The organism is Enterococcus sp. DIV1090 (assembly GCF_050537975.1).
Classification (GTDB): domain Bacteria; phylum Bacillota; class Bacilli; order Lactobacillales; family Enterococcaceae; genus Enterococcus; species Enterococcus faecalis.
The window spans coordinates 514,146-540,185 of the sequence record NZ_CP172917.1 but is presented as its reverse complement, the minus strand read 5'-3'; the positions used below and the strand labels follow the sequence as shown (position 1 = coordinate 540,185).

Genomic DNA, 26,040 nt, shown 5'->3' with positions numbered 1-26,040 from the left:
AGAAAATCATTAAATTACCTATATTTGCTTTTCCTATAACAAAAAACTTCCAGCCCCTTTCATCTGAGCTGGAAGTTTCTTGCTACTGTAAAATTTTCTCCGCGATAAAGTGTGTATATTGCTCGCCACCTGCCACATTTGGATGAACTCGGTCATCATAAAACCAATCATCATGGGCGTTACTATAATTAAACCAGTCAATGACCGTTAAGTTATCGTATTTTTTGTCCATTTGACTAAGTAAACTATTCACTTGATTTTGCCATCTTCTAGTTGGAACGCGAACATTAATCCAATAAACTTTTCGATTACCTAACGCTTTCATAAATTCATCAAATTGTGCCTCTGTAAAAGGACCATTCGTACCTAAACTCACTAAAACAGTATCTTTGAGCATTTTCTTTTTGTCTAGTTCACCAATTAGTGAAATGCTACTATACAATTGACGGCCCACTTCCCCATCGATAATCATTTTAGGGAAAATATCTTGTAACCCGCTAGCACCATCTAGAATAACAGAATCACCAATAGTTGTGATTTCTAAATTCTGCGCTTTTTTTACTTGCTCTGGTGTAAGTTGTGTGGGTAGAACGTCTTGGCTTTCACTCGGTTTTGTACTACTTTCTGTGGACGTGCTACTATTTTTCGTGCCACTTTCTTGGACTTCTTTTTTACGTTCTTCAATTTTTTGCTGATTTTTCGCAATATTTTTTTCTAGTTGCTCTTGTTGCGCACTTTTAGCGTTTGCTGGGGCCACAATTAAACCGAATACTGCAATCACGCTAATCACTGTCATAAAGGCCATTGTCCCTTTTTCACGAAGGTCCCACGGTTTCCGTAAGAACTCAGTGAATTGAGTCCAGACATCCTTATAAGACAATCGTGTCAGTGGATGTTCGATAAAACGATAAGACAATTCGCTCACTACTAAAATTAATGCTATTTCAACCAATGAATGTAGAAAAACATGGTCCGATAAGGTCTTAATTTTGGCCTCATAAAAAATCATGATTGGGAATTGATACAAGTAAATGCCATAACTCCGTTTACCTATCCACGTAAAGATTGGATTCGTTAACCAACGATTCATATCTGCCCCTGGATGTGCAGTGACGGCCACTAAGACAGTGGCTGCCAAACTAATTAAAAACATGCCGCCATAATAAACAAAATTTGTATGATCTGATAATGTTAAAAAGGCTAATACTAAAAGAATTAAGGCACTTAAACCAGCGCCATTTAAGATTTTTTTAGAGGCTTCTGGAATTTCTTCTTTCAAACGTGTGCTTGGCCAAACATACGCCAATGCACTACCTAGTAAAATAGAAAAAACACGTGTGTCTGTTCCATAATAGACACGTGTAGGATCTGCGCCAGGAACATATAAAACGGCCATCAGCGTCACCGAAATTAAGGCGCCGATTAAAACTAAACTGAAAATTCGACCGCGCTTACGAACAAAGCGTTCCAGAAGAATAAAAAGTAATGGCCAAATTAAATAATTTTGCGCTTCAACTGCCAATGACCAAATATGTACAAATGGCGATTGTGTCGCAAATCCATCAAAATAAGAAAACCCTTTAAAAATTTGCCACCAGTTGTTGTAATAAAAAACACTACTAGCGACAACGCTGCGAATATTGTTTAATAAATCCTGCTGAAAGAGTGTAATATAACTAACTGCACTTAAAAGCATCACAATTAATGCTGGATACAGCCGTTTCATCCTTCGCACATAAAATCCTTTTAAATCAATGGTCTGATTTTCTGCCCATTCTTGCCGCAACAAGTCGTTAATAAGATAACCTGAAACAACAAAGAAAACCGGAACACCTAAGTAGCCACCTCGCATGACTTGGGGAAAAAGGTGATACAAAATCACGCCAATTACAGCGATCGTCCGAATGCCATCAAAACCTGTAATATAGCGTTTTTTCTTGCTATTTGCTGTCTGATTCATTTGTGCTTTCCAACTTTTCTATAAAATTATTCTTTTCCTTTATTTAAAGAAGCAAGTAACTTTAATATACGTTTTTTCCTAGGAAATGGCAAGCAAACTTTGTCTCCTTTAGGCTTTTTTTACAATTCAAAAAACCAACATTTTTTAAATTGTAAAAAAACAACCAAAGCTTATGAAAATCACTCATAAGCTTTGGTTGTTTACTCATATCGTTTTCGTTTAGATGAAGATGGAATCCCTAAGGCTTCACGATACTTTGCCACCGTTCGCCGGGATATTTCCATGCCTGAATCTTTTAATCGCTCGACTAATTTTTGATCAGATAACGGTTTACTTTTTACTTCTTCATCAATTAATTTTTGTAGTTGCTTTTTAACCATCGTTGTTGAGACATCCTCGCCATCTTCTTCTGATGAAAGAATACTTGTGGAGAAGAATGAGCGCAATTCAAAGACGCCAAACGTGGTTTCTAGATATTTTCCATTGACCGCACGACTAACTGTCGATTCATGAATAGACAAAGCATCCGCAATTTCTTTTAAAGTCATTGGTTTTAATGGCCGATCTGCTTCTAAAAAGAAGGCTTCTTGGCGGCGCACAATTTCTTGCCCTACACGTAAAATTGTATCCCCCCGCTGATTCACTGCGCGCTCTAACCATTCAAATTCGTTTTTCTTATCCTTAATATATTCTTGGACTTCTTTGTCGTCAGTCTCTTGCATTCGTTTGAAATAATTTTCTTGAAAATTTAATGTCGGTCGACCGGCTTTGTTGGAAATCACCACTATTCGATCTTCCTTGATTCGGACAGTTAAATCTGGTCGAATATACAATTCCTCGGTCGCATCAAAAATATTCCCTGGCGCTGGCGATAACGTTTGTATATAATCAAAGATCAATTGAATTTCTGCTAATTCAATCCCGAATTTTTTAGCTAACGGGCCCCATTTACGACTCACTAAGGCATCAAACTCTTCCTCCAATAAAATATACGCTAAATTAGGCGCGGTATCGTCTCGTTCTGTTTGTAGCATCAAACATTCTTGTAAATTGCGTGCCCCCACACCTGCTGGATCTAGCTGTTGTAACAAAGTTAATGCATCTAGCATTTGAATGGCGCTTGCTTCGGTTTTCTCTGCCGCTTCTTCTAACGAAATCGTTAAATAACCATTCACGTCTATATATTCTACTAAAAACAAAACCAATGTTCGCAAGTATGTATCGCGGTAATTCAAATGAATTTGATCAATTAAAGACTCAAATAATGATAAATGATAGTCTGGAATTTGATTCATATAATTATTTTCTTCGTCTTGGTTGGTATAAGAACGACTAGTTATCGGAAAATCTGTGGTGTACTGCGTGTCTACTTGTAAATCAATTAATGGATTCTCTAGTGCTTTCGCTTCAACAAAGGCAGCGAGTTCTTCCGTATTAAATTGTAAAATTTGAATAGATTGTTGAAGCTGTTGAGTCATGGCCAACTTCTGGACTTGTTTTTGTTGTTGGGACATTCGTTGCTCAAATTTCATTATTTTCGTCCTCCCTCTTGTAATTTTTGTCAATATCAGCTAAACTAGTATTCGTGCCGCGCCCTTAGTGTAGTGGATATCACGTAAGATTCCGGTTCTTGAGACGGGGGTTCGATTCCCTCAGGGCGCGTTATTTAAATATGTTGATTTATCAACGTTTCTAGACACTCTTTATTCATCTATAGAGTGTTTTTTTCTTGTTTAGGAATGATTTTTCTATCCGTAGTTTTTTTAAATGTTGCTTGTGGCAAGCTCAATCGCACTTAGCGCGACAACATTTGTTCTGCTTCAGCTAAAAATCCAATAAGGCTAAAATTCCTCCGTTCCTATTGTAACGCATAACGTTTCCTTTTTCTATCTGCTAAACAAAGTATTACGACAAGCAAACACCTGCTTCTCTCTTAAAGATCCCTTTCTGATTATATAGTAAATTGCTTTTAATTTGTTAATTATTTTACCTAAAACTTGATACCCTAATTAAATAAAGAACCTAGGGCAAAAATCACTTTGGATTTTTGTCCCAGGCTTAAAACCTGATAATTGGCGGGAACAGAACCGTTCAGCTCCGACCTCTAAAATACTTAATTAGAAATATACTACCCGCAATCACACCAATTATGATTACTAGCCAAAATAATCCACTTACAAGTAACAGCTCAGTTAAGGTCATCTTCAGATTCTCCTCCTTTAAATGGCATCTGCTTTGTTTTGCTATGTAATTAATGGCGAGATCAGACAACAGCTATCAAAAAAACGGACCAACACATGGTCCGTTTTCACTCATTATTAAGCTTTTACGATGTTCGTTGCTTGTAAGCCGCGTGGACCTTCTTCAGTATCAAAAGTTACTGCTTGGCCTTCATCTAAAGTTTTAAATCCATCTGATTGAATAGCTGAAAAATGTGCAAATACATCATTGCCATCTTCACCTGTAATAAATCCAAAACCTTTGTCTGCGTTAAACCATTTTACTGTACCGTTGTTCATATATATTTCCTCCTAGTGCATAAAAATATGCAAGTTATTGCAAAAAATGTTGAGTGGCAAAAGGAGAAGTATAGTTTTTAAATATATAACTCAAATTACTTATCAAAATTGATTACTTAATTACTATAACACATTTATTAGGAATAAACAATGCCCACGACTCTTCCTTGGACTTTCTAAACAAGAAAAATTACTTATTTTCAACTTATGTTGGGGCTGAGATTAGATTCCACTGAATTTTCCCTTGATACGTTCCGATTCCCATTGCATTATTGGGGTTAAAATAAAAACCATTCGCTTGTTCTTGATTGACTGTGATTCTAGTTGCTGTATCAGTAGGATTACTCCGTAAAATAGTCACTGGTTCCGTACTAATGGATGTAATTTGTCCATCTAACTGATAATAGAAAAAATTATTAGATGCAGTTAACGCTTTTGACGTTCCGCTTGCTGTATTGACGAAATTTGAATCTACTAAATGGGCTTCCAATAGCCAATTGTCACGTTTTACACGACTATCAGTTATCGCTATTTCCCCTATATTAGTAACTTTTTCAGGATTTCCACCAATTTTCAATGCATCGCTACTAAATGCTTGTGGCACTTTTTCAAATGCTAAAAATCCTTCTAGATATATATCATCTAAAGAGAGAATTTCAGATTTGTTTTTTTCTGAATCCATGCAATATATCTTCAACGTATAGATTCCTGGTGTTAAAAGTGAGGTATCATAGTTCAATTCTACTTCTTGTGTCTCACCAGGAATATGTTCAATTGTTTGTCGATATGGTTCACTTTGCCCTTCTACCTCCATTATAATATCTAAGTAAGAACTATCTTTATCTTCTACTAAAACAGGTATTTTTATTGGACTGCCCTTGTAAAAAGTATTACTTTGCTCAGTTTCTTTTAACGAAACTGATGGAGCATTCTGTTTAAACAATGTGATTTTAGAAGAAGTGGATAAATTATTTTCATTTTTCAATAAATACTCAACCGAAAATTCACCATATGACAATTTTTTGAATGCTTCGATCATATCATAAGAAAAATTACCTTCTTCATTCGTGATCGTTTCTTGGTTTAATGTAACAAGCTGAAGTTCTCCGCCTTGCGCATAACCAATCGCTTGCGTAATAGAAGCGGTACCTTTCGCTATCCAACTGATTTCAATCGATAATTCAGTTAAATTATTATCTACAATAACCGCTTGATCTTTAGGTGATGTAATTGTAGCACTTAGCGTTACAGGCTTGATAGTAAACGTATAAGGTTCTAAATTATAAATCGCATTTCTTCCAGAAAAACGATTTGTAATATTCTGATTGGTAAAATTATCATTTTTAGTTTTCACTTTAAAACTTATGGTAGAAGAAGTTTGTGTGTTCTCTTGTTTATTACCTAATGGCGGAATTTGATTGTCGCTCGTCTTTAACGTATTCGCTGACCAAATTAAAGTATCTGATATGTTATTTCCATCAATGGTCGTCGTATCAGGAACTACTTCTATTCCTTCAGGTAAAGTTGTTTCTAGTAAAATATTTTGCCAGTTCTGCTTGCCGTCCAACCAGTCTGCTGTAACATTTACTGTATAGGTTGTATTGCCTTCTAGCACTGCACCGTTTGGAAATTCTTGACCGTCTTTGTTTACTACGTTCATCTTTACTTTTGCGTCCACCAAACCTGGTACTCTTTGAAAAACAACATTTTGAACAGCTTTATATGTAGGTCCTGTTGATCCAGTAAATCCCCAATAAGCCGTTGATACACTGCCATTTAAAAAAACTTGCGCGTTCAATATTTCAGAGTTTATGATGATTGGCGTACCCCCATTAATTTGATACGCCAAAACGCCCTTCGTAAAATCCGACTCGTTTGTTTGCCAATGTAAATCTAACCTATTCCAATTTCCGTTAGCTAAGTCAACATCTGTAATCAAATTATCATGCTTTACATATCTTGTTGACGTGCCTAAAAGCACATAATTATCTTGATAACCTGCTTCCATTCCTGGATAAATGACTGCAATATGACTATTTTTATATACGCCAGAAATACCATTATCAAAAAAACCGTCCTGTGAACTTCGATTGCCATATAAATCAAACTCTATCCCAATAGAATTAGGAATACCTAAGGTGCCTTTATACTTATTTTCCCCAAGCGCTCCCATTGAAGCCCCCGAATAGGTAAACCATTTTAATTCTGGCGTGGCCCCTTGTAAAAGAAAAACCATACCATCACCGGCAGCACCAGCAACCCCAGTCTGTTTAACATAAGCAACCATATTAAAATCTTTTTTAAAATCCAATAAATTATATTCTGTACTCCAGAGTGCTCCTACTTGATTTGGCAGACCATTCGTAATAACGCCGACATCATCAACCACTTCGGAGGAATTATTAGATACTCCCAAGTTTGTTGTAAAAATTCCATCTAGTGAGACTCTGTTTGGTATTGTCTCATCTGCTTGAACACTACTTGAAAATATTAAAAAATAAGCGAGTAAACACAACAAACTAAATCCTTTTATTAAATTACACTTCAATTAATAATCCCTCCTAATGGTTTCTTCACTTTCCTATTGTGGAATGAGTGACAACGTCCAAGTAAATCTACTATAGTAAGTTGGATGCGTCTGTTTGCTATTCACCAATTGGAACTTGCGCGATTGTCCAAGTAAAAGTGCTTTTGTAACTACCAGCTGAATTCCCGTCTGCAATATTCAAAGATGCACCAGAAAATTTAGAAATCCAAGTCCCGTATCCTTCACCGACATTGGCTGACACAACCGTTCCCGCATCAAATCCTGAAACCGGATCTACGATACCAGAAATTGATTTAACAATTGACGGGGCTGCAGAGGTATTATCTGTTCCCGCTTCAAGACTAACGGGAATTGTGATATTAACTCCCTTGAGTGCGACATCCGCGCTTTTAAAGCTTGAGATATTTAAACTTAAATTCCAACCTGCTCCAGTTCCTCTTCGATCTGTAATTTGAGCATTTTTTTCATACCCATTTTCAATTTGGGTTGGTGTTAATGTGTCCATAAATTGACCGGATAATCCTTCCCCCTTAAAATCAAAACTAGGAACAGCGTCCAATGTTAGAAGGCCAGTTTGACCCGTTCCGTTGGGGTTTTCTGGATCTGTAATTTGCGGCGTAACTGGGCCAGCCTCCTCTTCCGTAAGTGCTTGTAATGTCGCAGTTCCTTCTGAAATTGCAGGTGTAACTGCCAAAGCCTCCTTACCTAAAAATAATGTTGATCCCACTAACATTGAAAATAAAATCGTTTTCTTCATCTTTCTTCCTCCTAAATAATATATATATAAATAAGAACAACTCGTTCTTATCTATCCCTATTTCTTCTCTTTCTTAAAAGTAATATCATAAGTAATAAAATAACTAGCCCAAACCAGATACAGGTGACTAAATAAATAATTTTTCGATTACTGATTTTGGTACTCGGTATTGCTTCATTTTGGACACCTTTTTTCTCTTTAGATGTAATTTCAAAATCCTCAGATAAACGCCATTTGTTTTTTTTATCTCTCGATTCTATCGTCAGTAGCATCTTATATTTACCTGGTTTAAGCTTGTTTTCCTCAATTTTGTCTGGCGCTTCATAAATACTATTAGGTGCGATGTAAATCCCTTCTTTTTTAAACTTTGCTATTTCTTTTCTATTCATATCTTGAATCGTTTTTTCAACAGAATAGAATGAAACTAACGACGGAGAAACATTAGAAATAGAAGAAATAATTGAAAAATAGCCACCATACGTACCCAGTTTAACTTTGTTTAATTGAAAATCTTTGGGCACTTTTTCCTCATTCATTCTTAATTGACAGCCAATAACCATAGAAAACTCGTTAGTAATTTGAACAGTCTTATTTAAAGACTCTACCTGTTGTTCATCTTTTTCTTCTCGAATATAAAATCCACCTAAAATAATCCCTGGAAACTCCTCCCTTGGTATAGATAATACAAAATCAACGTTTTTCTTTGTATGAGGTTCAATCGAGACCACTTGCTCTTTTGATACGAGTTTATCAAACTGATACTTTAGATTATCCGTATTCTTTAAATCCATACCAGAATAGTCAATCGTTCCATTCCTAGTTGTTTTAGCTGTATTGGGTGTGATTTTTATTTTTATTTTTTTGTTGCTACTGTTGTTTATTTGAATAGTTACTATTTGTTTTTCTCCTTTTGAAACAAGTAAATCAAAATAACTGACATTTTTATTTAGTTGGTTCTCAGGAATGATTGCTGTGGCACTATATGGAATTGCTTGATCTTCTTCAGCACAGACCGAAAGACCATAACCAGCAATTGCCATAAAAATCATCATGAATAAACTAATTTTTTTTACCATAAGAACTCCTCCTTAACAGCTTTCTTTAAACTTATAACCAATCGAGCGCACCGTATAAATATAGTCTGAATTCCCAGCAATTTCTCGTAGTTTTTCTCTGACGTGCTTAGCAATAATTGACAAACGAACTGTATCTTTTTTCTCAAACGTTTCTTTTTCCCATATATTTTTTGCGATTTCTTCATAATTCACAACATGGCCTTTTTTATGATACAAAGAATTAAAAAATTTAAATTCTAACCTTGTTAATTGAACTTGTTTTGAATCACCTATGCGCAGACTTCTTTCTTGTGAATTTATTTGAAAATTTAAGGGAGCCTCTATCGCCTCAGTTTGTTGATTCAATTCTTGGAAAAAAGAATAATTATTCGCTAAAATTGTTTTGATATTTGCTGGTGTAAATTTTGTTGTCAGAAAACCCATGACCCCTAAATTCAAATAGATGATTTGCTCGGAACAGGACAGACAATCCGACAAAACAAAGATAGGTACTTTAAAATTCTTACACAATGCTATAATCACTTCATATTTCAAATCATTCTCTACTTCATTCGAGTGATAGATAAGATAAATCTCCTCTTTATTTGGCTTGATATTTTTTAATTCCTTCTCTGAATAATGGTTACTTTCCGCAAAATATTCTTCTATTTCATCTTTATAAATACTATTCAAATTATTACCGATACAAATTATATTCACTTTCATTGGTTATATCCTTTCTCTAAAAAATACAATTCTTCTACAAACTTTGAGATATTGTTTAATTCAGTGTTCATAAAGTAATTTCTAATATAAAAAATCGGAATCTTCTGATTACTTTTCAGATAACGATTAGAGATAATCAATTGTGGGTTTTCTTCTAAACGATTAACAAAACGTATAGGAATTGTAATAAACTTTTGTAGTTTCTTCTCAATCCTAACTTTGTCCCTATCTCCAAGCGCACTGTAAACTAACACGCTAATTTTTTTATCTTTTTCTAAAAGTATTTCTAAGAGAATTAATTGAAGATAGTCAACTGGTAAAGGCAGCTTTTCTCCAGTATTTCGTTCAAAGTATTTTGAGAAATCGGAAAATAACTTATTGATGTATTTCTCAATAGGTTTATCTAAATACTTTTTTTCAAAGTGATAGTAATAAAAAATTTCACTCTTTTTTATTTTTAAATAAAAATTTGCACCGAGATAGAAATATTCTTCTGGACTAAACTTTATGTCAAAATATTGAGAAAGCTGATAAAGAATTGTATTCCCAATCAAAAAAGCTTCTTCCGATAAGATAGCTGGAGAAAGATAAGCGGAAACACTTAAAATTGTTTCAATTGTTAATAACTCATCAGTACTGATAAAAAAGTATAAACATTCTAATTCAACTTGATTATTCATCGCATCATTAAAAAAAATATATTTCCCTAACTGGGTTTCAAAATCTTTCAGCGTAAATAATCGATTAATTACTTCAAAGTGATTTTCTTTTGCTTGCAAACGAAAGTCATGCGCCATTCGGATTTTAGTAACATGTAAAAAATATAAAAAGTTTTCTAACGTATTCTGGGTAATATTAGGATAGATTTTTTGAAAATCTGTTTGTATTCGTTTTATTGATTCTTCAGAATATAGATCATCCGGTGCATTGCTACTAATTTTAAATAAAATGAAATAAAAATAGCGAATCTTTTCTTCATCGCCTACTAAGAGATACTTTTTATTTTTTTTAATGATTTTCAGATAAAATCCATCCAAAATTTCTCTTAACTGCTTCATCGTTCGCTTGACTGAAGACTCACTAATAAATAATTTTTCAGTGTACTGTTCAATCGTCCGTTGCTTCCCATACAATAAATCTATAAGGATACGATAATATTGACTTCTTCTGAGAAAAACGGCAAAATAATAATCCAAAGTAAAACTTGGCTTTTTATGAAATGAATAACAATTATAACTTTCTATGTGAACACTTAAGGATTGATTCTTATCTATCACTGGAAGTATTTCTATAAATTTACGAAGTAACTCATACAGTGTCTGAACCGATAAATTTGTTATTTCATATAATTCTTCATATGTAAGCGATACTTTTTCACTGCTCGCAATGAATTTTAAAATATCATAAACATTTTTATCCTGTTTTTCTAAAAATTGTTCAAATTTTTCATATGTAATAAAATTTTTACTCATCTTAAAACTCCAATTCATATAAAAAAATTTTTTAATTAAATTACTATCTTTTCCACAAATAGTTTTACTTTATACAGTATATTCTATTCGCATAAAAATTTTGGCTCAAAAAATAGAAGAAAAATTATAAATTTTGAGCGGAAAACATGGAGGATAATATTTATGAGAGCTTTATTATCTGATTCTTTCCAAAGAAAATTAACAGTAATTGATTTTTTGTACGACAATCCTTATCAAAAATTAACAACCATCCAAGAGCACTTCCAATATAATCATACAACCTTGCTTAATGATTTAGCTGATTTGAACAGCATTATTTCTCCCTGTGAAATTATTAAAACTGCAAACCTAGAATATTTTTTACATTTTCCAAACAATACAAACATAGAATATGTATATAGTTGTTTTCTACAAGTAGCCCCTGAATTTAGGCTCCTACAGCAACTAATTTTCAACACCTATCCTTCGACTGAGGCGTTAGCAGAAGCACTATACGTCAGCAATTCAACAGTTAAGCGAATGATTACTCGTATCAATCAGATACTTTTAGAAAAGTTTAGCTTTAAAATTCAAACGTCACCACTTACTTTCAGTGGCGATGAAACGAAAATAATAAATTTTTTTATAGCATTCTTGAAAGAATCCTATGTGACATCTACTCAACTTCTTTCAAAAGAACAGAATATTTTTTTTAATCAACTATTTGAGGAGTCTTTACCTATTCTCAAATTTGCTGGAAACATTGATATCGATAAATTTAGTTTTTATGTCTATTCAATCGTGCTTAGATTTAAACAAGTAGGTAGTTTAGCATTCTTTTCTGAAAATAGACAACTTTATTCCAATCTTGCTGATTACTCTCATTTATTCGACCGCTACTTTTCTATCAAAACGGATACCTCTTTCTTTCATAGCTTAGAATCTATTTTCTTTAATGGTCATTATCTGAAATCTTATAAAGAGTTAGTTTTCTTATCTAAAGAAAATCAACAAGTACTTACAAGAAAGAGACAGATCGAGCAACTACTGGATTATCTAGCCACAGCATTAGCAATCAGTAATCCTAATTACCATGCAATAGTTCTTTATTTGTATAATCTTTCTGTTTCCGATTATGGAGAGGCTTTTATTCTTTTCCCAAAATATAAATTTTTCTTAGAAAATTTAACTCATCATTATCCTTATTTTTACGACAAATGTGTTCCTTTTCTAAAAAAAATACTTAATGATAAATCTATTGATAGATTTTATGAATTTATCTATCACTTAATTATTCGTTGGGATGAATTACAAGCCTCTTTAAATAAACTGCCTCCGAAAATGAAAACGGGTATCTATTTTTTTACAGATATTGAACATAATTTATTTATGAAAAAATTTTTTACTGAGCGTTTTAGGGATATCTTAGCAATTGACAACTTATTCACTTTAGATTCTTCTGTTGATTTAAAAGAAGTTGTAGCGTCCTATGATTTACTATTAACGAATATTCCAATTCCAGATGTGGTAGAACGAAACATCATCTGTTGCTCTTTATTTCCCACAAATGCTCAATTAGAAGAAATTGCCAGTTACTACTCTAAATGGTTAACCACCACTACTTAATTCAAACAAATTATTAATAAAAAGTTGCCATCATTCCAACGTTTATGGAACAATGGCAACTTTTTTAGATTCTGTACTTTCTGATGCTAATATATCTGAAAAATTTTATTTGTAAAAAGATAAAACAAATAACTATGTCTTCTTCAAATTTTCTGACAAAGCCCTAGCAAAAAACACTCCTATTCTCTCTATTTCCAGTTAGTTTTATTTAACTTTAAATAATCACTATGCGCTAAATAATCAAATAACGGAGCTAATTCTGGTGAAAAATTTACTTCCTCAAACCGCTTAATAAATTGTACGCCTTTAATTTTATTTGGTTCGTTCAGGGTAACTTTTCCTTGGGCTTGTTTGGCAAAATAAAAATGTCCTTGCCAAACGATTGAATCAAAAACGAGTGGTCCAGTAAAAATTTCTTCAAGTTCAGTAATTTCCACTGCTAATTCTTCTTTCATTTCACGAATCGCACATTCCAGCGCTGATTCACCAAGTTCTTGTTTTCCGCCAGGGAAATTCCATGTGTCTGGCCGATCTTTTAAAATAAGAATTTCATCTGATTGATTTTTAAGAAGTACTCGCGAAAATTCTTTTTTCATTTCGTTTAACCCTCTTCTTCATTTTTTATTGAGAAGCCACACTTGGCAGCATAAAAATATAATGCAAAATACGATCCGCATACGATGGATTTTTTTCAAAGTCATTGACTTCTTCATTGACCAGCTCCAAATCATCGGTAATCACTCCAGCAACGTCCATAAAGAGCATTTTACTTAGTACCTCTGAGTCATTAACTGTCCAAGCATAAACTGCTTTTTTCTGTTGGTCAGCTTTTAAAATGAAGGTATCATTCAACGTAGTAGCTTCCATTGTATACAAATCAGCTTGTGTTTCTGGAAAAGTGAAATTATAGGGCAAAATAAAACTAACTTTTACTTTTGATTTGGCTTTTTTAAACGCTTTGATCACATTGTAGTCGAGAGATTGAACCTGATGGTTATTCTTTATCAGAGGACGTTCATATTTTTCAATAAAGTTAGAAAGCGCACCTTGACTATCTTGTTTAGACGTTTTAATTTCTACTAGTAATTTTTGTTTGGCTTGGTTTGCTTTCGCTAAATAATCATCAAAACTGGCAATTGGTGCTTCTTGGCCATTTTCTTTAACGGTCATTTTTGTTAATTCAGCCAACGTAAATTCTTGCGGCGTGCCATCAACGCCGGCGAGTTCTTGAAGGTTGGCATCATGCATCACAACAAATTGATGGTCTTTGGTTTCTTGAACATCAATTTCAATATAATCTGGTTTAAATTTAATGGTTCTTTCCATAGCAGGAATAGTATTTTGTACCCCATTACTATTGGTGACCCCTCGATGCGAAATAATCAAAGGTTTTGATTCTAATAGCCCTGTTAAGTAAACAGCGTTGAAAATTATATAGCCGCCAAAAATGGTGAATAGTCCTAGGCCCATCCCGATAGTCACTAATTTATTACGTTTGGTTTCTTTGTCAAAGGAAATTTTTGTCGTCGTTTCTGCTTGAACATTTAATTGTGTATATAAGAAATTAATCAGTAATACTGAAAGCCAAGCATTAGAGACAAACTGTAAAAATTGGACAACGGTTAAATTTAAAATCCCACCTAGCAAGCTAATGGTATCGCTCAAGGTATCTAACTTCAACTGTAGAAGATAAAGTAACACATAAATAACATACGTTGAAACAAATACCGCGATCGTCACAAATGCAATATTACGAATAATGAACCATAATCGTTTGTTTGTCATTGACCAACTAGCCTTAACTGCCTCGCCCGCTTTTTTTCTCTCCAGAATCATTAATGGAAGCGTGTAAATGAAACGAATAGCTAAATACCAGACTAATAACCCAAAGGCCAGTAACCCAACCAAGTAAGGAATTCGTTGGGACAAAAATTCAACAATAAAATCTGGAATCACAAATTTCGTCAATAGATTACTTTGGAAAATCAGGTTACCAAAAGGGACAATGACAACAAAATAACCGAAAAAGAATAACCACGAACGGGCACCTTGCTTTTTAAGAACCTTAAAAGATGCCTTGGTAACTCCTTTAAAATGAAAGCGATGGTCTTGCCGTATTTGAAAAATCCCTAATAATAAAAAGGTAAACTGATAAAAAACTGCACCTAAAAAAAGTAACAACAAGAGAATTAATAACACCAGAGCAAGCGGCTTTTCTAACAGTAAATTCAGGTTATTAAACGAAAGATAAGGAATACCTTGAGTTTTTAGTGCGTTGGAAGTAGCCCAACTAAAAGCCCCACCCACCAATAATAATAAGACATTTAAAGTAAAAAATAACCATAAGTACTGCAAGATGTCTTTAAAAAATTGCCTTGTTCCATTTTTAAATGTTTGCCAAGCAGACATACAAACTCCTCCATTCTAAAAGTATCTGATTAAAGTTCTTCCATACGAATCCTAAATAAAACAACGGCAATCCAAATTGAAATAAATGATGGCAAAATAACAATAATGATTGCGACTGGCTCATCAATAGTCCCTTGTAACGTATTTTTTACTTCTGAAGAAACAATAAACTGATCAAAAATCACTTGATAAATAGTAACATAAATCAATACCCATTGAATATAAGATTCAATTATTTTCATTAAAGTGATGGGTAAAACAATTTTTTTCGTCGTTAAATTCAATAAAAAATATAACAAAAGACTCGTACTGATGATAACGACTATCCCTAAAAGAAATAACGACTCTAACCACTGCCCTATTACGTTTGCAACGCCTATTGTTAATAATAAATACATAGCTACCGAAATTAAGATGCTCACACTTAGCATAACAGAAAACAAAAGTAATGCCTTAAGAAAAAGCCACTTATCAACTCTTTTATTTCCAATCAATAAACCTAAAAGAATCACCGACAAAAGTAAAATCAATTCAATCATTCGTTCCTCCTCTCAAAACAAATGAAAATAAATTCATATGTTTGCGTTTATTTTATCAAACCAAAATATATTTGTAAAATATTTCACATGTTATTTAATAAACGACTATCACTATAAAAAAGACAAGTTTCCTAATAAAGAAAACTTGTCTTGTCTTTTTATTCTTTTTACTTCGTTATTTTTTGATAGTTTGCGAATAATTGATTCGCATCTCCTTCTCCATCAATTTTCTTGAGATGGCCGTTATCTATTTTAAACATAGATGGCACATGTAAAACTTTATTTTCTCGGATAAATGTTGACCATTCCTTCATGGTCTCTTTGTTGGTTAATTCTACATAGTAAACCTGTTTAGGTGCTTGTAATAGTTTCTCGAAATCCTGACAATCTGAACAGTTTTTCTTTTTTAAAACAACATAAAATGTTTCGCCAGAGTGTTTTTTTTCTTGATACTCATTGAAACTTAATTCCTTTTTATGCGGAATAAATGTAAAACCTACCAACAAACTAAGTAACAAAATTAACAGACTGAACGAAATTTTTTTATTCATGTTTTTTCTTCCTTTTTAGTTTGTTTAATTTTTTCTTTTTTTATTTTTTGTTATGCCAAAGCTAATAGCCACTATAAGGACAATTAAACCTGCAATCATGTAAAGTGGATTTACTGTTGTATTAGTCATTGGTAAATGAATTCCTTTACTTGCTGATTTTCCAAAATTGACTGGGTTCGTTGGTGCTTGATGATTTGTAGGCGTCAACGGTTTCTTCGGTTTTAACGGTTGTTTAGGTTTAGGTTTTTTTGGATCTTCTGGTGTTGGTGCAGGCGGTGTCACTGTTGGTTTGTTGGAATGTAACACGTCACCTTCATTGCCAAAGTTTAAGTCGGCTTGGTTGGGAATCCCGCCTTGTTCAATATAAGGCGCTAATTCTTTGGCCGTTGCGCTAGCTTTAATTTTAGTGGTGATAGTCATTGTGTATGTGTGACCAGCTAAGTAGGTATAACTGTCGTCTTTTTTATTCATTTCAAAAGTTACTTTGTTATTTTCTTGTGTTACTGTGCCGTTAGCTTTAACATCTTTACCATTTTCATCGGTGACTTTCACGTCTGTGATGTCTAACACTTTATTAATGTCATCCACCATGCTGGCTTGGGTCCACGTGCTTGTTTCGTTGCCAAAGGCTGTTTTGACATGCCAATCGAAACTATCTTCACGGTTGGTTAAATCTAAGTGCTCTTGATTTTCGATATCTTTTGTAATCGTTGGATCTTCTGGTGTTGGTGCAGGTGGTGTTACCGTTGGTTTATTGGAATGCAACACGTCACCTTCGTTCCCAAAGTTTAAGTCCGCTTGGTTGGGAATCCCGCCTTGTTCAATATAAGGCGCTAATTCTTCGTCGGTTGCGCCGTCTTTAATTTTAGTGGTAATAGTCATTGTGTACGTATGTCCAGCTAAGTATGAGTAGCTGTCTGCTTGTTTGTTCATTTCAAAAGTTACTTTGTTATTTTCTTGTGTTACTTTGCCGTTAGCTGTAACATCTTTGCCATTTTCATCTGTGACTTTCACGTCTGTGATGTCTAACACTTTATTAATGTCATCCACCATGCTAGCTTGGGTCCACGTGCTTGTTTCGTTGCCAAAGGCTGTTTTGACATTCCATTTAAATTCTTGGTCACGATTAGTTAAGTCTAAATGTTCTTGTCCTTCTACGTTTTTAGTAATATTTGGATCAACAGGTGGCGGTGTTACGGTTGGTTTGTTGGAATGTAACACGTCACCTTCATTGCCAAAGTTTAAGTCGGCTTGGTTGGGAATCCCACCTTGTTCAATATAAGGCGCTAATTCTTCGTCCGTTGCGCTAGCTTTAATTTTAGTGGTGATGGTCATTGTGTATGTGTGACCACTCAAATAGTCATAGCTGTCTGCTTGTTTGTTCATTTCAAAAGTTACTTTGTTATTTTCTTGTGTTACTGTGCCATTGGCTGTAACATCTTTACCATTTTCATCAGTGACTTTTACATCAGTGATGTCTAACATTTTATTAATGTCATCTACCATGCTGGCTTGGGTCCACGTGCTTGTTTCGTTGCCAAAGGCTGTTTTGACGTTCCATTTAAATTCTTGGTCACGATTAGTTAAGTCTAAATGTTCTTGGCCTTCGATATCTTTTGTAATCGTTGGATCTTCTGGCGTCACGTCACACGCATGCGCATTGTCATTTTTAGGAATCATCGCTTCTGGAAATTCCTTAGCAATTGTTCCTTGATTCATTGTCCCACTACTTACAAGGGTTGCTGCATCAATCGCTGTATTTTCTTTGACTTCGTAGTGAATCGTGATGTTTCCTACGTAACCTTCTGTACTAGTTGCCGAAATGGTTTGTCCGTTAATTTGAACAGGCACATCATTTCCAGCATCGTCCGTAGCGGTCGCCGATTGAATGTCAAATTGATCAGCAATTGTTAATGAAGCTGTTGCTGGTGTCGATTGAGCCAGACGATCTTTGACAATTTGTTTTAATTGGGTTGTAAAATCATCAATAGATTGGCTTGTAATAAAATCTTCTGGTGTGCTAGATCCTTGTTGCAACTCTTGTTTTACAAAAGGACCCACTTCTGTTTTATATTTATCAAAGTATGAATTCACTGAACTTAAAGATTCAACACTTTCCCAATACGCATTAATCATTTCATAGCCTTGGTTAGTAATTTCTTGGTTTAACGCTAAAACTTCTGCTGCTGCACCTTGGTAGTCATTACTATATTCCACTGAGATTTGAAGAGGATGTCTTGGATCTGGATATTCATTGATTGAATCATTGGTATTGGTTTTATGCAAGTAACCATCTAAACGTGTATTAGCGACCCCATCTGTCACTAATAGGAAATACGTTTTTCGATTCGTTAAATCTCCGTGTGTTTGATTGTACGTATCTAAAGCGAGTTTCAATCCTGGGGCGGTTGGCGTACCACCATACGTCCGAACGTCTCCAAAACCAGAGACAAATTGGCTTTTATCATAAGTCAATTGCGTATTGACGCGCACATTCATATCATAATCAGCTGAATTAATTTTTGTCTTTCCATCAGGAAACATAAATTGTTTTCCGCCGCGATATGAAGCCAGCATCACGCGGTCTTGATCAGATAAGCCTTGAACCACTTCATCAATCGCTTGTCTTACATGTGGAAAATTATCTGAAAAACTACCACTGGCATCTTCAACAACTACTAAATCGACTGGTTCCGTTTCACCCGCTTGAACTGGGAAAGTAGCTTGTCCTTCCAATATCCGTTTACAATCAGCCAGACTGTCGTCTTTCACTTTCACCGTATTGGTCATTCCTTCTGTATCTCCTGCTTTAACCGCTCCTTCAGCTAAAGCCAATGTGGGACTGAAATTTCCCACAACTGTTCCAGCGACAATCACCATTGTCGATAATAATTTCGTTGCTTTCTTAAACATTTTAATCCTCCCTATTTTCTTTCGCTAGTGTTTGGGACACTTGCTTCTCTTTACTTCAACTACAGCTCCTTAAATCTTTCATCAAGTCGATGTGTCTCCTTGTTTTTGTGACACATCTCTTACTCAATTTCTGATTCTATCACCTTTAAAGGCTAAAACTTGGCAGTATTCGGCTCTTGAAAACGTAAAATTTGTCTTTTAAAAATTAATGAAAAGACTATCCACTGACAAAGTTGGTTTTCACTTACTTTTTGACACCTGATTCCTTTTAAAAGTCTTTTTTTACACAAAAAAGTAAAAGAACCTTTACAATCCTTTTACTTAATTGTTAGATGCTATTCATAATTTTCTTAGTTTTTTTCTATACGCTGAATAGTTTAGCCTGTTTATTTCAACAATATTTGACGTTAGTCAGCCGTTTCGTTATAGTTAAAGAAAAGGCTTTTTGGTAGGAGTGAATACGATGAATGAGTGGCCCCATCAGTTAATGACGCTTTTAACCCCACTTTTTGAGCTATGTATTTTAGGACTGAATGTTTTTTCTATTATTGTTTTAGTTTGGGGTGTTTGTTTAGCAGGAAAAGATTTCATTAAAAGTGAACGACAAAATCAAAGCCGCTTTACCTTAACCAAAATGAATACGTTCATCAAAAACTTCCTTGGTAGCTACATTCTGTTAAGTTTAGAAATTTTAATTGCTGCTGATATTATTGAATCCATTGTCAAACCAACTTTTCAAGATATTTTGAAATTGGCAACCTTGGTGATCATTCGTACAGTTATTTCTTATTTCTTACATAAAGAAATTGAAGACACTATGACCGATATGGAACAACAAGAAAAAGAACCAGATACCCCAAAAAATTAGCGGGTACGCTGGTTCTTTTTTTATTTAATCGCTTTAAAATAATGAAGTGGTTCGTTAGACAAACGCTGCATTTTACGTTTTTTATCTTCAATAATTGCTAAAATTTCGTCTGAAAAATTTTCTAAAATAACACGGCCGCCTTTATAGGTGTGACCACCCATTTCAGCAACTTCGCTGGCCGTCAAAATGACTTTACGATGCGCAATTTTTTTGAAAAATTCTTCAATTAAGTACGTCGGTAAGTAAAAATTATTTTGAGCAGAAAATGATTCCAAATAAATAAAATCATCGATGCTGATGAAACAATCATCCATCGATAAGTATTCAATTGATCTGTCTATATATAATTCACGCTTTTGTAAAATTTCTTTGACTTTTTTATTTAATAAATTCAATGATTCAATTTCTTTAACCAAATGTTCTAGTTCACGATAACGTACTTCTTTTCGCTCTTTGTAAGATGAATGTAAGGCGGCACTTGCTGTGACTATTAGCGCACCGACGATTACACCGACCATTCCGGCGATAAAAACAAACATATTTTTCCCCTCGCTCTTTTCTAATTTTCCATTTTAGTATAACATAATCCAAAAGTTTCGGATAAAAAATGACACAAAATTTTTCAAGCGACTTCGTTGACCTTTATTGACCAAAGAGGTATACTTTTCATAGGCATTCAAAGTGCTTTGTGATAGAATGACTTTAAAAGTTTCTTTATATAGGAGGATTTACTTATGAATTTAATTCCAACAGTTATTGAACAATCATCTCGCGGTGAACGTGCTTATGACATTTACTCTCGTTTATTAAAAGACCGCATCATTATGCTAAGCGGCCCTATCGATGATAATGTGGCAAACTCAGTGATTGCACAGTTATTATTCTTAGATGCCCAAGATTCAGAAAAAGACATTTACTTGTACATTAACTCTCCTGGTGGCAGCGTTTCTGCAGGCTTAGCGATTTTCGATACCATGAATTTCGTTAAAGCGGATGTCCAAACGATCGTATTAGGAATGGCGGCTTCAATGGGTAGCTTCTTATTAACAGCTGGTCAAAAAGGCAAACGTTTCGCTTTACCAAATGCGGAAATCATGATTCACCAACCACTTGGTGGCGCTCAAGGGCAAGCAACAGAAATTGAAATTGCTGCTCGTCACATTTTAGATACTCGTCAACGTTTAAATTCAATTTTAGCTGAACGAACTGGCCAACCAATTGAAGTGATTGAACGTGATACCGATCGTGATAACTATATGACTGCCGAACAAGCAAAAGAATATGGTTTAATCGATGAAGTAATGGAAAATAGTAGCGCCTTAAATTAAAAATAAAAAAATGGAAACAGCGACAGTCGCTGTTTCCATTTTTTTTATTTTTCAATGTATCCTCGTAATTCTTCTTCAGTAACACTTTCGTCAAAGATATGCTCACCAATGACGATCGTTGGCACAAATTGAATGTGCGCCGCATTGGCTTCAGCAATCACTGCGGAAACAAGCGTTGCATCTTTTTGTTCTTTTAAGCCCAGATTTTTTTCAGCATACGTCGCTACTTCTTCTAAGGTTAAGTTTCCCCATTCATCTTGCGTAGCAAACATTTTATGCAATGCTGACAGTGCTTGTTCAGGCGCTGAATAGTCAATGTAGTGATGCATCACATTGCCGCGTTGTAAACTTTCTTTTTCTTTATCAAACAACTTAATGATACGTTCAACTTTACCACTTTTGACAGATTGTGCTAACAGTTCCTCAGACTCTTCAAACCATTTTCTGCAATAAGGACAGCGAACATTGATAAATTCTATCATTTTGACAGGGGCATTTCGCTCACCAATGTGAAGCCCTGTTTCTGTGTTAACTTTTGTTGCATCAATTACTGAAATATCCATAAAAAACCTCATCCTTTCAAACCTTTATTTCTCTTTTAGTATACCGTTTTTCAATAAAAAAATCATAAGACACGAATTCAAATTTTCTGAATTCGTGCCTCTGTTCACTTTTTTAACGATTAATCGAACGAGCCATTCTAGCAACAGTATGTCTTTTCCCACGTATCGCATCAGAAAGCTCTTTAATATTTTCAATACCAACTAAGCCCATATTGGCATCGCCAATATGTTGAATATCTACGCCTAAAATTTTATTTCTAATGCCGATTGCTTGGATAACTTCAGGTTGAGCACTTTCTTGTGAAGTTCCAATGGCACTCATAACTAATTTTCCTTTTGAATGTGCAAAATCCACAACTTCTTTGACTTGTTGATCATCGATGCCCCAAACCGTGCCGACTGCTGGGACTAAGACAATATCAGCGCCCGCTTCAATAAATTGTTCAGCTGATTTTAAACTGACCACTGGTTCATCTACGCCTGAACTGTGCATTTTTCCGGCAATAATGATACCGTCAAAATGTTTTTTGGCTAAGGCCACGTTCTTAGCAATCAAGTCGTTGGTCACGCCAGTTCCTGGATTACCTGTCAATAAGATAAAATCCAAACCCAGTTCATTGGCTTTTTTGAAAGTAGCTGCCGATGCTTTTCTACCTGGTTCAATCGAAACTCTCGTTGAAGCTAAGTCTAAATTTTCATCAACAGGTTCGACATTCATGCCAATCGGTAAACCGACTAGTTCTTTCAAACGATGAACAACCTCATCATTAGGGACACATGTTTCCGCAGTATATTGCCCTTCATAAGCGGCTACTACAATCGGTTGATTAACATCGAAAACATTCAATAAAATCATGTCTGCGCCATATGCTTTTGACATTTCCGCACAAGTGATATCACCTGCTACGGATGGATGAACTACCACATTTTCCGATAAAATTACGCGCCCTTCGCTCGCTTTAATACTCTGAAACAGCTCTTCTTTTGACATCCGTTTGATTTCTGATGCATTTGCACTAATTAATCGTTGAACCATTTTGACCCCTCCAATAGTTTTTAATGTTTTAGTTAAAAACAGCAATAAGTAATCGCTTGCATTTTATTACATGCAACATTCGTGCCAACGTCGTTTCTTTAAACCACAGGTAAACACTACACTTCAGTACTACACACTTTTTGCACACTTTATTTTTTTTACACGCTTAAAGAAAAAGTGAAGGATAGCACTTCAAACGGAAATGTTATTCTTCACTTCTGGAGCAGAAAAGTTACGCACTTTTTTCTCGTAATTTTTCTGCAAATTCATTAATTTTTCGAATACGATGATTAATACCTGACTTAGAAATAGCTCCTGAAGGAATCATTTCCCCTAGTTCTTTGAGACTAACTTCTGGATACTCTAACCGTAATTCTGCGATTTCCTGAAGTTTCTCTGGTAATGACGTCAGCCCTACTGTACTTTCAATAAATTGAATATTTTCAATTTGTTTTGAAGCCGCATCAATGGTTTTATTTAAATTCGCTGTTTCGCAATTTACTAAACGATTTACTGAATTCCGCATATCACGGACAATCCGGACATCTTCAAATTTCAACATAGAGTTCGTGGCACCAATTAATGTTAAAAAGTCGGCAATTTTTTCAGCACCTTTTAAATAACAAATATACCCATTTCGGCGTCCCAATGTTCGAGCGTTTAAGTCATAGTAATTCAACATCTTACAAATATCATTATTGTGTTCTTCATAAATTGAAAAAATTTCTAAATGATAGCGACTTGTTTCCGGATTATTAACTGAGCCAGAAGCCATGAAGGCTCCACGTAAATAGGAACGCATTTTTTGCGCGTTACCCATGATTTCATTTGACACATTGCCATTAAAAACGACCCCATCCATAATATCCAAATCAGCTAGAATTTTTTGTGTATCTTGTTTTAGACGCACAATGTAAACATTATTTTTCTTTAGTTTCATTTTTTTACGAACTAATAATTCTGCTTGTGCATGGTAATGATCTTTCAGCAATGAATACATTCGACGAGCAATTGCAGCATTTTCCGTTTGTACATTCAAGACAAACTGTTGATTAACTAAGCTAAGTGAGCCGTTCATCCGAATTAATGCTGCTAATTCTGCTTTCGCGTGTTCTCGATGGACTTCTAAACCAGTCAACTCTTTTTTGACATCCGAGGCAAAAGACATCTAAGCTCCTCCTCTCTTGATTCTTTTGATTAATTAATATTTCGTTCCAAATACGATACGGAAAAGTTCTTCAACAACTTTTTCCCCATCATGAAAAACTCCGCCATCTCTTAATTCTAAAAAGTCTGTCGAAATGACTCGGCAACCTTCTTCACGTAATCCTTGAAAATCATGCTTTACTTGAACTAAATATTCATCATAAATTTCAGGATCCATATAATTTTCTGGTACTTTTTCTGTGTTAACCAACACTGTATCAACAAACTGCGCTTGTAGATGCTCGTTTAAGACACGAACATGATCGGCATCCGTAAAATGTTCCGTTTCCCCTTTTTGGGTCATGATGTTACAAATATAGACTACTTCGGCTGCCGTTTGTTTGATGGCTTCACCAATTTCTGTAATAACTAAATTAGGTAAAATACTTGTAAAAAGACTCCCTGGTCCTAACACGACCATGTCTGCTTCTTCAATTGCTTTGACGACTTTGCGCGCAGCTCTTGGCTGTTCTTCTCCGTGTGTATTTGTCACAAACACATGGTCAATTGTCTTGCGATCCAGTGCAATTTTTGATTCTCCCACCGCCACTGAGCCATCTTTAAATACGGCATGTAACGTTAATGGCCGTTCTGATGATGGATAAATCCGTCCATCAACATGCATCATTTTTGAAAGCAATTGAATCGCTTCATACGTACTTCCTCTCATTTCTGAGACAGCAGCAATGATTAAATTACCGATTGCATGATTGGCAAAATGACTATCTGATTTATCAAAACGATATTGAAAAATATCTTCATATAATTGTGGCATATCTGACAATGCCACTAAAACATTTCTTAAATCTCCCGGAGGTGTCATGTTATTAATAGAGGAACGAAGCTCGCCACTACTACCGCCATCATCAGCGACCGTTACGACGGCAGTAATATCAACACTTTGATTTCTTAAACTTTTTAAAATTACTGGCAAGCCTGTTCCACCACCAACAACCACAATCTTCGGTTTACGAATTCGATAGGTTTTCATTAAGAGCGATTAACCGTTTCTTTTCTTTTTAAGCGGTCGCGGTGGGTAATATTTACATGGTAATCTTCCTCTTTTAATTCAGCGCCAACACGTTCTGTCAATGCAACAGAGCGATGTTGTCCGCCAGTACAGCCAATTGCAATGGTAACGCTACTTTTACCTTCTTTTTTATATCCAGGTAAGACTGTTCGCAGTAAATCGATAAATTTTGTATAAAATTCATCTGTTTCTGGGAAGCCCATCACATAATCATAAACAGGTTGATCCATTCCAGTTAACGGCCGTAGTTCATCAATATAATGGGGATTAGGTAAAAAGCGAACATCCATAACGATATCTGCATCAATCGGCAAACCATATTTAAAGCCGAAGGACACCATTTCCACTCGAAATTCGTGTGTCTCTCTCGTTGCTAGTTCTTTATTCAAACGTTCCCGCAATTGACGAGGGGACAAGTCCGTGGTATCAATAACCAACTGAGCATCCGCCTTGATTTCTTCCAGCATTGCACGTTCTTTACGAATACCTTCTGTCACTAAACCATCCATCGCCATTGGATGCGCACGCCGTGTCTCTTTATAACGAGAAACCAACTCTTCATCGGTGGCATCTAAAAATAAAATCGTTGTATCAATAAAATTAGTATTTTCAAGTTCGACTAACATATCCTGAATTTCTCTAAAGAAGGTCCGTGAACGTAAATCAATCACTAACGCAATCTTGGTAACTTTTCCAGATTCTTTAATTAATTCCCAAAATTTTGGGATTAAGCTTGGTGGTAAATTGTCGATACAGAAATAGCCCATGTCTTCAAAGCTTTGAACAGCGACTGTTTTTCCAGCGCCACTCATTCCTGTAATAATAACCAGTTGTAAATTTTCTGGCATATTCAACACTCCCTTCACTTGCATCACTATATTATAACACCCCGGGCGTATCAAAGAAAGCTTTTCAATCATTCTTATAAAGATTTCTATTCTTTCATAGAAAAACA

General features: G+C 34.9%; 22 protein-coding genes and 1 tRNA gene. 4 read left to right on the top strand and 19 right to left on the bottom strand.

The features are described 5' to 3' along the window. Positions 1-82 precede the first annotated feature (82 nt). Both IGL48_RS02650 and rpoN read right to left on the bottom strand, forming a co-directional pair. Positions 83-1,960 carry an acyltransferase family protein gene (locus tag IGL48_RS02650; RefSeq protein WP_010824433.1) on the bottom strand — a complete coding sequence of 626 codons (1,878 nt, stop codon included), beginning with the start codon at positions 1,958-1,960 and terminating at the stop codon, positions 83-85. 200 nt (positions 1,961-2,160) lie between these two features. Next, complete coding sequence (rpoN, locus tag IGL48_RS02645) at positions 2,161-3,492, bottom strand: RNA polymerase factor sigma-54 (RefSeq protein WP_002366210.1); 1,332 nt, start codon at positions 3,490-3,492, stop codon at positions 2,161-2,163. Positions 3,493-3,550: 58 nt separating this feature from the next. Here rpoN and IGL48_RS02640 point away from each other — a divergent pair. Next, a tRNA-Arg gene (locus IGL48_RS02640) sits at positions 3,551-3,622 on the top strand. Between the two features lie 656 nt (positions 3,623-4,278). Here IGL48_RS02640 and IGL48_RS02635 read toward each other — a convergent pair. From IGL48_RS02635 to IGL48_RS02610, 6 genes are all read right to left on the bottom strand, one after another. After that, on the bottom strand, positions 4,279-4,479 hold the full coding sequence (locus IGL48_RS02635) for a cold-shock protein (protein WP_002355647.1): 201 nt from the start codon (positions 4,477-4,479) through the stop codon (positions 4,279-4,281). Between the two features lie 205 nt (positions 4,480-4,684). Further along, the gene (locus IGL48_RS02630) at positions 4,685-6,895 is read right to left on the bottom strand and encodes a lectin-like domain-containing protein (RefSeq protein ID WP_282853231.1); all 2,211 of its coding nucleotides are present in this window, start codon (positions 6,893-6,895) and stop codon (positions 4,685-4,687) included. Between the two features lie 229 nt (positions 6,896-7,124). Continuing rightward, positions 7,125-7,784 (bottom strand): WxL domain-containing protein, encoded by a 660-nt coding sequence (locus tag IGL48_RS02625; protein WP_010777430.1) that lies wholly within the window; start codon positions 7,782-7,784, stop codon positions 7,125-7,127. A 47-nt stretch (positions 7,785-7,831) separates the two neighbouring features. Next, positions 7,832-8,860, bottom strand: coding sequence for a DUF916 domain-containing protein (locus IGL48_RS02620; protein ID WP_010824430.1), 1,029 nt, complete (start codon positions 8,858-8,860; stop codon positions 7,832-7,834). Between the two features lie 12 nt (positions 8,861-8,872). Further along, a complete protein-coding gene (locus IGL48_RS02615) occupies positions 8,873-9,565 on the bottom strand; it encodes a winged helix-turn-helix domain-containing protein (RefSeq protein WP_002383033.1) in 693 nt (230 codons plus the stop codon). After that, positions 9,562-11,037: a helix-turn-helix domain-containing protein gene (locus IGL48_RS02610; RefSeq protein WP_010777428.1), complete on the bottom strand. Its 1,476-nt coding sequence runs from the start codon at positions 11,035-11,037 to the stop codon at positions 9,562-9,564. Before IGL48_RS02610 ends, IGL48_RS02615 begins: the two co-directional genes overlap by 4 nt. 162 nt (positions 11,038-11,199) lie before the next feature. Here IGL48_RS02610 and IGL48_RS02605 point away from each other — a divergent pair, with 162 nt between their 5' ends. Continuing rightward, entirely contained in the window at positions 11,200-12,642 is a 1,443-nt protein-coding gene (locus tag IGL48_RS02605; protein ID WP_010824429.1) for a helix-turn-helix domain-containing protein, read from the top strand. Positions 12,643-12,830: 188 nt separating this feature from the next. Here IGL48_RS02605 and IGL48_RS02600 read toward each other — a convergent pair whose 3' ends face one another. The 5 genes from IGL48_RS02600 to IGL48_RS02580 all read right to left on the bottom strand — a co-directional run bounded on the left by IGL48_RS02600 (position 12,831) and on the right by IGL48_RS02580 (position 19,054). After that, on the bottom strand, positions 12,831-13,238 hold the full coding sequence (locus IGL48_RS02600; RefSeq protein ID WP_048949525.1) for an NUDIX hydrolase: 408 nt from the start codon (positions 13,236-13,238) through the stop codon (positions 12,831-12,833). Between the two features lie 25 nt (positions 13,239-13,263). Continuing rightward, on the bottom strand, positions 13,264-15,051 hold the full coding sequence (locus IGL48_RS02595) for a glycerophosphoryl diester phosphodiesterase membrane domain-containing protein (RefSeq protein ID WP_048949524.1): 1,788 nt from the start codon (positions 15,049-15,051) through the stop codon (positions 13,264-13,266). Between the two features lie 29 nt (positions 15,052-15,080). Next, positions 15,081-15,590 carry an SA1002 family membrane protein gene (locus tag IGL48_RS02590; RefSeq protein ID WP_048949523.1) on the bottom strand — a complete coding sequence of 170 codons (510 nt, stop codon included), beginning with the start codon at positions 15,588-15,590 and terminating at the stop codon, positions 15,081-15,083. Between the two features lie 167 nt (positions 15,591-15,757). Further along, complete coding sequence (locus tag IGL48_RS02585; RefSeq protein WP_002358745.1) at positions 15,758-16,141, bottom strand: bacteriocin; 384 nt, start codon at positions 16,139-16,141, stop codon at positions 15,758-15,760. A 24-nt stretch (positions 16,142-16,165) separates the two neighbouring features. Next, positions 16,166-19,054, bottom strand: coding sequence for an isopeptide-forming domain-containing fimbrial protein (locus IGL48_RS02580; RefSeq protein WP_113826016.1), 2,889 nt, complete (start codon positions 19,052-19,054; stop codon positions 16,166-16,168). 463 nt (positions 19,055-19,517) lie between these two features. Between IGL48_RS02580 and IGL48_RS02575 the strand changes: the two genes are divergently transcribed. Next, positions 19,518-19,922, top strand: a complete 405-nt coding sequence (locus tag IGL48_RS02575) for a DUF1622 domain-containing protein (protein ID WP_002383026.1) — start codon at positions 19,518-19,520, stop codon at positions 19,920-19,922. Positions 19,923-19,942: 20 nt separating this feature from the next. Here the strand turns inward: IGL48_RS02575 and IGL48_RS02570 are convergent, their stop codons facing one another. Then, positions 19,943-20,461: a hypothetical protein gene (locus IGL48_RS02570; protein WP_002355635.1), complete on the bottom strand. Its 519-nt coding sequence runs from the start codon at positions 20,459-20,461 to the stop codon at positions 19,943-19,945. A gap of 195 nt (positions 20,462-20,656) precedes the next feature. Here IGL48_RS02570 and clpP point away from each other — a divergent pair, with 195 nt between their 5' ends. After that, positions 20,657-21,250, top strand: a complete 594-nt coding sequence (clpP, locus tag IGL48_RS02565; RefSeq protein ID WP_002355633.1) for an ATP-dependent Clp endopeptidase proteolytic subunit ClpP — start codon at positions 20,657-20,659, stop codon at positions 21,248-21,250. A gap of 44 nt (positions 21,251-21,294) precedes the next feature. On the opposite strand, the gene IGL48_RS02560 is transcribed toward clpP, so the two are convergent. The 5 genes from IGL48_RS02560 to rapZ all read right to left on the bottom strand — a co-directional run bounded on the left by IGL48_RS02560 (position 21,295) and on the right by rapZ (position 25,933). Beyond that, positions 21,295-21,813 carry a DsbA family protein gene (locus IGL48_RS02560; protein WP_010777424.1) on the bottom strand — a complete coding sequence of 173 codons (519 nt, stop codon included), beginning with the start codon at positions 21,811-21,813 and terminating at the stop codon, positions 21,295-21,297. A gap of 112 nt (positions 21,814-21,925) precedes the next feature. Beyond that, positions 21,926-22,849 (bottom strand): PEP phosphonomutase, encoded by a 924-nt coding sequence (locus tag IGL48_RS02555; protein ID WP_002358737.1) that lies wholly within the window; start codon positions 22,847-22,849, stop codon positions 21,926-21,928. A gap of 232 nt (positions 22,850-23,081) precedes the next feature. Further along, positions 23,082-24,017 carry a DNA-binding protein WhiA gene (gene whiA / locus IGL48_RS02550; RefSeq protein WP_002358736.1) on the bottom strand — a complete coding sequence of 312 codons (936 nt, stop codon included), beginning with the start codon at positions 24,015-24,017 and terminating at the stop codon, positions 23,082-23,084. 33 nt (positions 24,018-24,050) lie between these two features. Further along, on the bottom strand, positions 24,051-25,046 hold the full coding sequence (locus tag IGL48_RS02545; protein ID WP_002355627.1) for a gluconeogenesis factor YvcK family protein: 996 nt from the start codon (positions 25,044-25,046) through the stop codon (positions 24,051-24,053). Then, complete coding sequence (gene rapZ / locus IGL48_RS02540) at positions 25,046-25,933, bottom strand: RNase adapter RapZ (protein WP_002355625.1); 888 nt, start codon at positions 25,931-25,933, stop codon at positions 25,046-25,048. The genes IGL48_RS02545 and rapZ overlap by 1 nt, the downstream gene beginning before the upstream one ends. Between the last annotated feature and the right edge of the window lie 107 nt (positions 25,934-26,040).